This window comes from Nevskiales bacterium (assembly GCA_035574475.1).
In the GTDB taxonomy this organism is placed as follows: Bacteria; Pseudomonadota; Gammaproteobacteria; order Nevskiales; family DATLYR01; genus DATLYR01.
This window is the reverse complement of record DATLYR010000128.1, coordinates 1-7,799: the sequence shown is the minus strand read 5'-3', so window position 1 is coordinate 7,799 and position 7,799 is coordinate 1. Positions and strand designations below refer to the sequence as shown.

Here is a 7,799-nt window from a genome sequence, read left to right as displayed (position 1 = left end):
GCTGCGCAAGACCAGCCTGCAGATCGGGCGCACGGTGGGTTACTTCACCACGCGGACGGCGCCGTAAGAGGGTCGCGTGCAGGCACGCGCCTACCAGAGCAGCGGTTTTCTGTAGGAGCGCGCCTTGCGCGCGACAGACGGGCAGTACAGAACAAGGGGCGGGAGCGAGCAGGGAGGAGGCTGCCCTTGGGCAGCAGACGACAAGAAAACGGGCCGTCGGCGCAATGCCGACGGCCGCGTATAACGAACGTGTTCGAAATGCGAATGAGGAGAGACAGAGAATGAAAAGCCGGATCGCTGTCGCAGTGATGTTGTTTGGCTGTGCGTCGCTGGCCTGGTCGCTGCAGGCACGCCAGTCGACGCTGCAGGATCTGCTGACCGTGATCGGTCAGGGTTTGGCGGGCTTGAACGCTGCATCGGCGACTGCCGCACAGCAGTCCGTGGCATCGGCGGGCGATGAGGACAGTGACGGTGTGCCGGATGGCACCGACCAGTGCCTGGGCACGCCCGCGGGTCAAGCCGTGGATGCCAACGGCTGCTCGAGCCAGCAGAACAGCAACGCCTCTTGCGCACGCAACCGCAACCTGGCCGGCAACCGCAGCTACCAGGTCACGCTGACCGCGCCGGACGGCGAGGTCAACAGCTTCCAGGTGCTGGAGCCGACCGGCTTCAACTGCGCCAACGCAGCCAACGGCGCGCATCCGCTGATTCTGCACGGGCCGGGCTACGGCGGCGGCCGTTCCACCAGCGGCTTTGCCGGCGAGCGCAATGCCGGATATGCGGTCATCAGCGTCGATCCGCGCGGCTTCGGCGAAAGTGGCGGCACGGTGCGCGTGATGGATCCCGAGTTCGAAGGCCAGCGCCTGCTGCAGATTCTCGACTGGGCGGAGAAAAACCTCGACTACCTGGCCTGGCGCAACGAGTCGGACCGCAGCTTCATGGCGCGGCCGGCGGATGCCACCAGCGTCGCGAACGGGCCGAACCTGGTGGTCGGCGCCATGGGCGGCAGCTACGGCGGCGGTTACCAGCTGCTGATCCTGATGGTGGATGCCAAGAAGCGGCTGGATGCCATCCAGCCCGACATCACCTGGCATGACCTGCGTTACAGCTTGAATCCGGGCGATGTCAGCAAGTCGCTGTGGGATCTGGCGCTGAGCGCGGCCGGCGAGGCCAGCGGCCAGAGCAGCGCCGGCGGTCCCATCGAAGACGGCCAGGATCCTTTCATCAAGGAAACGCTGGCGCGCGGTATCGCGACGAACGAGTTTCCACGCACGGCGCTGGACTGGTTCCGCTACCACAGCCTCGGCCACTGGTGCGCCGCGGCGGGCCTGCCGTCGATGCCGTACCCGAACTATGGTCCGGATGCCGTCCCGATGCTGGATGTGACCGACAGCAACAACGTACCGCCGAAACAGGCCAATGGACGTCCCGGCTTTGGCCAGTACCTGGTGCAGCCGGTGGATGCGGCGAGTCATTTCCAGGGCCTGAGCGTGCTGCTGACCCAGGGCATGGTGGATACCCTATTCAACTTCAACGACGCTTGGTGGAACTACCAGTGTCTGGCCGGGGCCGGTGCGGAGGTGACGCTCTACACGCATAACGGTGGCCATACCTTGCCGGTGGCGCAGTCGCCGGACGGCACGCCGGCACCCGCCGGCAGCTGCCCGTTCAATCGCGTGGCCTGGTTCGACTCCAAACTCAAGCCGGCCGGAGGTACGCCGCTACCGGCCGATGAGGTCTGCTTCATCTTCGGCGGTAACGACCGTGTGACGCTGCCGGCAACCGAGGTGCTGGCGCCGCAGCCGGTGCGCGGGCTGGCCAGCGGTCAAATGCGCCGCTACACCACGCGTTTCCTGCCCGAGCAGTTGCCTTCGCTGGGCACCCCGGTGCCCAACGGTCTGTTCGGCGCCGGCAGTGCGCTGGGTGCGAATCCGGTGGTCATCCCGCTGGGCACGGCCCAGGCCGCCGGCGTGCTGGCCGGCATTCCCTATCTGGACATGACCGTGACCACGCCGGGCGGGCTCAACGAGCTGGCGCAGGACTGCGGCGACCCGATGGTGCCGACCGTGCGTCTGGGCTGCGACAGCATCATCTTCGTCGGCCTGGGCCTGCGCACCGGCAGCGCGGCCACTTACAAGCTGATCGACGACCAGGTGCAGCCGCTGCGTGGCCTCGGCCGCCATCGCGTGGACCTGGTCGGCGTGTCCGAGCGCGTGCCGGCAGGCAGCCAGCTGGCGTTATTGGTCTATGGTCAGCACTCGCAGTTCTTCGGGGGCTATTCGCGAGACGCCACCATTCCCACGGTACTGGTCAAAGGGTCGGTCAAGCTGCCGCTCTACGGCCTGGACAATGGCCAGCCCGACGCCCGCCTCGCCGGCACGGTGCTGGCGGACCAGGCGCCGCCGCCGCCGGATCGCGACGAGGATGGCGTGCCGGATGCCGAAGACGCATGCCCGGACGAGCCCGGTCCGGCCGAGAACGACGGCTGTCCGCTGCCGCCGCCGGACACCACGCCCGATCCCTTCAGTTTCACCAGCGTCTCGGGTGTGTCCAAGAACACGGTGGTCAGCTCGAACGTGGTGACCATCACCGGCATCGATGCGCCGGCGCCGGTGTCGGTCAGCAATGGCGAATACCGCATCGATGGCGGGGCCTGGACCAGTGTCTCTGGCTCCATCACCAACGGCCAGACGGTGCAGGTGCGTCACACCTCGGCCAGCACGGCCAACAGCGTGACTGAAACGGTGCTGACCATTGGTGGGGTATCGGGCAAGTTCCGCTCGACCACGGCGGCGGGTGTGGATACCGACCCGGACGCCTTCAGCTTTGGCAGCAAGACCAACGTCCCCGTCAGCACCTGGGTGGAGTCTGATCCGGTCACGCCTATTGGATATGACGCGCAAACCACGGTGAAGGCGGGCAGCGGCACGGAGTACAGCCTGGGCTGCACGCGGGACAACTGGAGGAGCGATCAGGGCACGATCAGCCCGCACACGCCGATCTGTGTGCGGCACATGAGTGCCAGCGCCCCGAACACGCTGCGCAAGACCAGCCTGCAGATCGGGCGCACGGTGGGGTACTTCACCACGCGGACGGCGCCGTAAGGATTGGCAATGAAGATGCGCAAGCGGTATGTCGGCATGGCCCTGCTCCTGGCTGCGCTGGCCGGTTGGGGTACGGCGACGGCGGATGAATCCAAAGGGCTGGCCGCCTGCCTGCTGCAGCAGAACCCTGCTGCCTGCGCCGAGGCCTTCCCTGCGCTGGCAGAGCGGCTCAGCGAATGCCCGCCGAGCGAGGCTGGCTTCAACTGCGCGTTCAACGCCGTGCATGATTTCCTCGGCGGCGAGGCGCTGGTCGCCTTCCTGCGCCAGGCGCTGGCGGTCTGCAACGCGGCCCCGGCCAATACCGCCTGCGCGGCCCTGCGCGACACCGGCGGCGCGCCCGATCGGCTCGCCGTGCTGAGCGAACCGGTGGCGCGCGGCGCCCTGGTGTACACCGAGGCCGGAACGCTCACGCCCACGGCCAAGACCATCGACGGCAATCCCGCCGACTGGCAGGGCCAGTCGCCGCGCATCGGCGGCAGCCAGATCCTGCAGGCGGGCGAGCACATCTACACCGACTACCTGTTCGATGCCTTTGGCGCCGACGACGGCGACGACGCGCGGCGCATGGCGGCGCTGCTCCTGCTCGGGCAGGTCAACAACCGCACCGAGCGGGTGGATGCACTGCAGCAGGCCGGTGGCGATCAACTCGACGTGCCGCAGCCGGCCGGTTCGCGTGCCGACCACTACGGCGACGCCACCAACCGCGAGGACGGTCTGGATCTCACCGAGCTGCGCTGGGCGGCGGACGCGAACAATCTGTTCCTGCTTGCACGCGTGGCGCGCCTGAGCAACCCGAACAGCCTGGTGCTGATCGTGCTGGCCGACACGCAGGACAGCGTCAGCGGCATGAACGGCCTGAATGCCGGCCTGAGCACCGGCATTTTCGACCGCGCGCTGGTCATCAGCGCCACCGAATACCGCGTGCTGGATCTGGGCACGGGCACCGCCCTGCCGGTGGTCGGCACGCGCAGCGTGAGCGCCGCCGGCTACGACAATGCCCTCGAGGCCTCGCTGCCCCGCGCGCTGCTGCAGCGCGACGACGGCACGCTGCGCGTCGCCGCGTTCACGGCCCGCAGGAATGCCGACGGCAGCTATACACCGGCAAACCTTGCTTACCGCTTCGGCGAGCCGGTGACGATTTACAACGAGCGCCTGCAGGGCCTGGCGCTGTTCGCCGGCAGCGTGGACGGCTTCGCCGCCAGCATCAGCCTGGCCGATCTCACCGCCGGCCGCACGCAGGTCGCGCGTCCCGGCGCGGGCTATCACGAGCGCCAGTTCGTCTCCGGCGAGAACATCTCGGTCGAGAACGATCCCGAGAACGGCCGGCTGCAGCCCTACGGGCTGTACGTGCCGACCGGCTTCACGCCGGCGCCGCAGGCGATGCCGCTGACCTTCTGGCTGCATTACCGCGGCGGCAAGGCGCACTCCGGCGCCGCCTGGACGTCGCGGCTGATCCACCAGCTGGGCGAGGAGCAGAACAACCTCGTGGTCACGCCGCGCGCCCGCGGCACCTCCACCTGGTACACCACGCGGGCGCACCAGGATTTCTTCGAGGTGTTCGCCGACGTGGCGGGCACCGATCTGCTGAACCAGTACGCCGAGGAGAACCTGCCCGCGGGGCACGGCTTCGCCACCACCGGCCTGTTCAACATCGACCGTTCGCGCGTGTACCTGTCCGGCTACTCGATGGGCGGCTTCGCCACTTACCTGTTCGGCGGCCTGTATCCGGACCTGTTCGCGGCCGGCTACTCGACCTCCGGCGCGGTGACGCAAGGCGCCTGGACCGGCCTCGGGCCGGACGACGGCTTCTGCGGCCAGGGCGGCTCGGTGCCGGGCGTGGGCGCCGCCACGCCCTGTTTCGTCGAGGCCAACAACGGCCGCGCCAACGCGCAACTCAACTACCGCATCCTGGAGAACACGCGCCACCTGCCGCTGGTCATCCACCACGGTACCAACGACGAGCTGGCGCTCACGCCCGGTGCGGTGCGCATGGGCCAGCGCCTGCTGGAGCTGGGCTACCGCCACGACATGACCCTGTTCCTGGGCTATGAGCACTTCACCCAGGCGATCGTGGACGAATGGGCCGACGGCGCCTTCTATCTCAACCAGTTCCGTGCGCCGCAGAACCCGCGCCAGGTCACCTACAAAGTGGTGCCGGCGCTGGTCAAGGCCACCAACGAGGTGCAGCTCGCCGGCGTGAACGGCGGTCAACCATTCGCCTTCAATCCGGACGGCGCCTACTGGGTGGACGGGCTGGTCGTGCGCGAGGGCGCCGATGGCAGCGACCCGCGCCGCTTCGGCCGGATCGACGCCGAGAGCCTGCGGCTGCCGGGCCAGCGCCATGTCGCGGTGCCGCGCAGTGGCGTTTCGGCCAGCCCGCCCTACCTGTCCACGCCGGTATTCTCGCCGGGCAATCATTCCACCCCCTATGTGCGCAGCGGGCTGGACTGGGTGGCGCTGGGCGATGAGCCGACCGGCGACAACCGCTTCACCGCCACGCTGACCAACCTGTCCGCCGCCACGCTGGACCTGGCGCGCATGGCGATCGACCTTTCCGCGCGCGCCGACGGCGTGATCACCAGCGACGGCCCGGTCACGCTCACGCTGCGCAACGTCACGAGCCCGGTGCGCGTCTATGTCAACGAATTCGAGCGGCCGGGCGCGCTGCAGGGCGACCGCATCGTGCTGGCGCTCGGTGCCGAGGACCTGCGCGGTGGTATGGCCCTGGTCCAGCTGCAGCCCGGCACTGCCCTGGCGCTGGATGCGGACCCGCGCCCCGATCTGGTTGCGGCCTGCCGCAGTGCCGGACCGCAGCTCGCGCCGCTGTGCGACGCGATGGCGGCGGCAGAGGCCCAGCTGGTCGGCGCCTGCGAAGGCGTACTCGGCGAGGGCGCCGGCTTCTGCGGCGTGTTCGGCGGCCACCTGTACGGACTGGTGGATGCCTGCCGCGAGACGCAGCCGAACTTCTTCTGCAAGGTGGCCGATACCTTCCTCGAAGGCTTCGCCTCCAGCTGCCGGCAGATTCCGGGCGCCTCGCCCGATTTCTGCGCGCTGCTGAGTAAGGAGCGCATCGCGGACGACGAGATCGCGCAGTTCGAGCAGGGCTGGACGCACCGCGCGCTGGCGCTGCAGTACGAGCTGGGCGCGCCGCTGGCCTTCGTGGACGCGCTGTTCCCGGCCACGCACAACAGCTTCAACTCGACCAACGCCAACAACCCGCAGACCCTGTCCGGCTCCGACGCCAACCAGCGCTACAGCTCGGTGGCGCAGCTGCGCATGGGCATCCGCGCGCTCGAGCTCGACCTGCACTGGATGCCGCATACGGACGGCAGCGGTTTCGGCCCGACGGTGTGTCACGGCAACGCCTTTCACTTCGGCTGCAGCTACGAAAAGGGCCTGCGCGCGGAGCTGGAGGAGATCCGCGGCTGGCTGGACGAGCATCCCGACCAGGTGATCGTGCTGTATCTCGAGAACAACATGAACGAGCCGGTGGACGGCCCCAGCGCCGCGCTGCTCGGGCGCGAGCCCTACGCGGTCACCGCCGGCATCCTGCAGGAGGTGTTCGGTGCGCGGCTCTACACCCCGGCCGATCATGCCGCCTTCCTCGGGCGCAGCTTCGCCTGCGGCAACGGCCATCCGCTGGAGGCCGGCATCGAGACCCTGCGCGCGCGCGGCAAGCAGCTCTACATTCATACCGAGGGCTGTGACGCCGGCTGGGCGGCGCTGGTGTTCAACAAGGAAGCGGGCGGCCGCCACAGCCAGGGCCCGGACGAGAGCCAGCTGACGACGTTCAGCGAGAGCGGCATGTGCGGCGGTTTCGACCGCGCCACGCATCGCACGCGCTGGACGCGTTACTTCGAGGACGGCACGCTGGTCGGCGCCGCCACCGGCCTGTCCGACAGCGATCTCGGCAGCACCGAGGAATTCCGCGGCATGGTGCGCTGCGGCGTCAACATGCCCTCGCTGGATCACGTCACGCCGAACGATCCGCGCCTGGCGGCCTTCGTGTGGAGCTGGGAGCCAGGGCAGCCGTCGCTGAGCAGCGATGCCAACTGCGCCCTGCACAAGGCCGACAGCCGCTTCCGCGCCGCAGACTGTGCGCTGCCGCGGCCCTACGCCTGCGCCAAAGTGCTCGACACCAATGCCGTGGGCTCGCGGCGGCTGGGCTGGGCCATCGCGCAGCCGGCAGGTGCCGGCCGCACGCCGCCGGTCTGCCCGGCCGGCTACCGCTTCGACGTGCCGCGCAACGGCTACGAGAACGAACTGCTGCGCATCGCCAAGGCAAACGCCGGCGTGAGCGAGGTCTGGCTCAACTACAGCGACATTGCCGATGAAGGCGAGTGGCGCGTGCCGGAACTGCCGGTGCTCGACACCGATCCGGATGCGTTCGGCTTCACCAGCGTCTCGGGCGTGTCCCAGAACACGGTGGTCAGCTCGAACGTGGTGACCATCACGGGCATCGATGCGCCGGCGCCGGTGAGCATCGATGTGGGCGAGTACCGTATCGATGGTGGAGCCTGGATCGGCGCACCGGGCGGTACCAGCATCACCAACGGCCAGACGGTGCAGGTGCGTCACACCTCGGCCAGCACGGCCAACAGCGTGACTGAAACGGTGCTGACCATTGGTGGGGTATCGGGCAAGTTCCGCTCGACCACGGCGGCGGGTGTGGATACGGACCCGGATGCCTTCAGC

2 protein-coding genes are annotated in these 7,799 nt (G+C 68.8%); both read left to right on the top strand.

Going from position 1 to position 7,799, the window contains the following annotated elements; all coding sequences use genetic code 11:
- Window positions 1–281: 281 nt before the first annotated feature.
- Window positions 282–3,104, top strand: a complete 2,823-nt coding sequence (locus tag VNJ47_07505) for a CocE/NonD family hydrolase (protein HXG28677.1) — start codon at window positions 282–284, stop codon at window positions 3,102–3,104.
- 9 nt (window positions 3,105–3,113) lie between these two features.
- On the top strand, window positions 3,114–7,799 hold a 4,686-nt coding region (locus tag VNJ47_07500), incomplete at its 3' end, for a hypothetical protein (protein HXG28676.1).

Coding starts and splice junctions, on each gene's coding strand:
- VNJ47_07505 (HXG28677.1), top strand. CDS start 282: ATGAAAAGCCGGATCGCTGTCGCAGTGATGTTGTTTGGCTGTGCGTCG.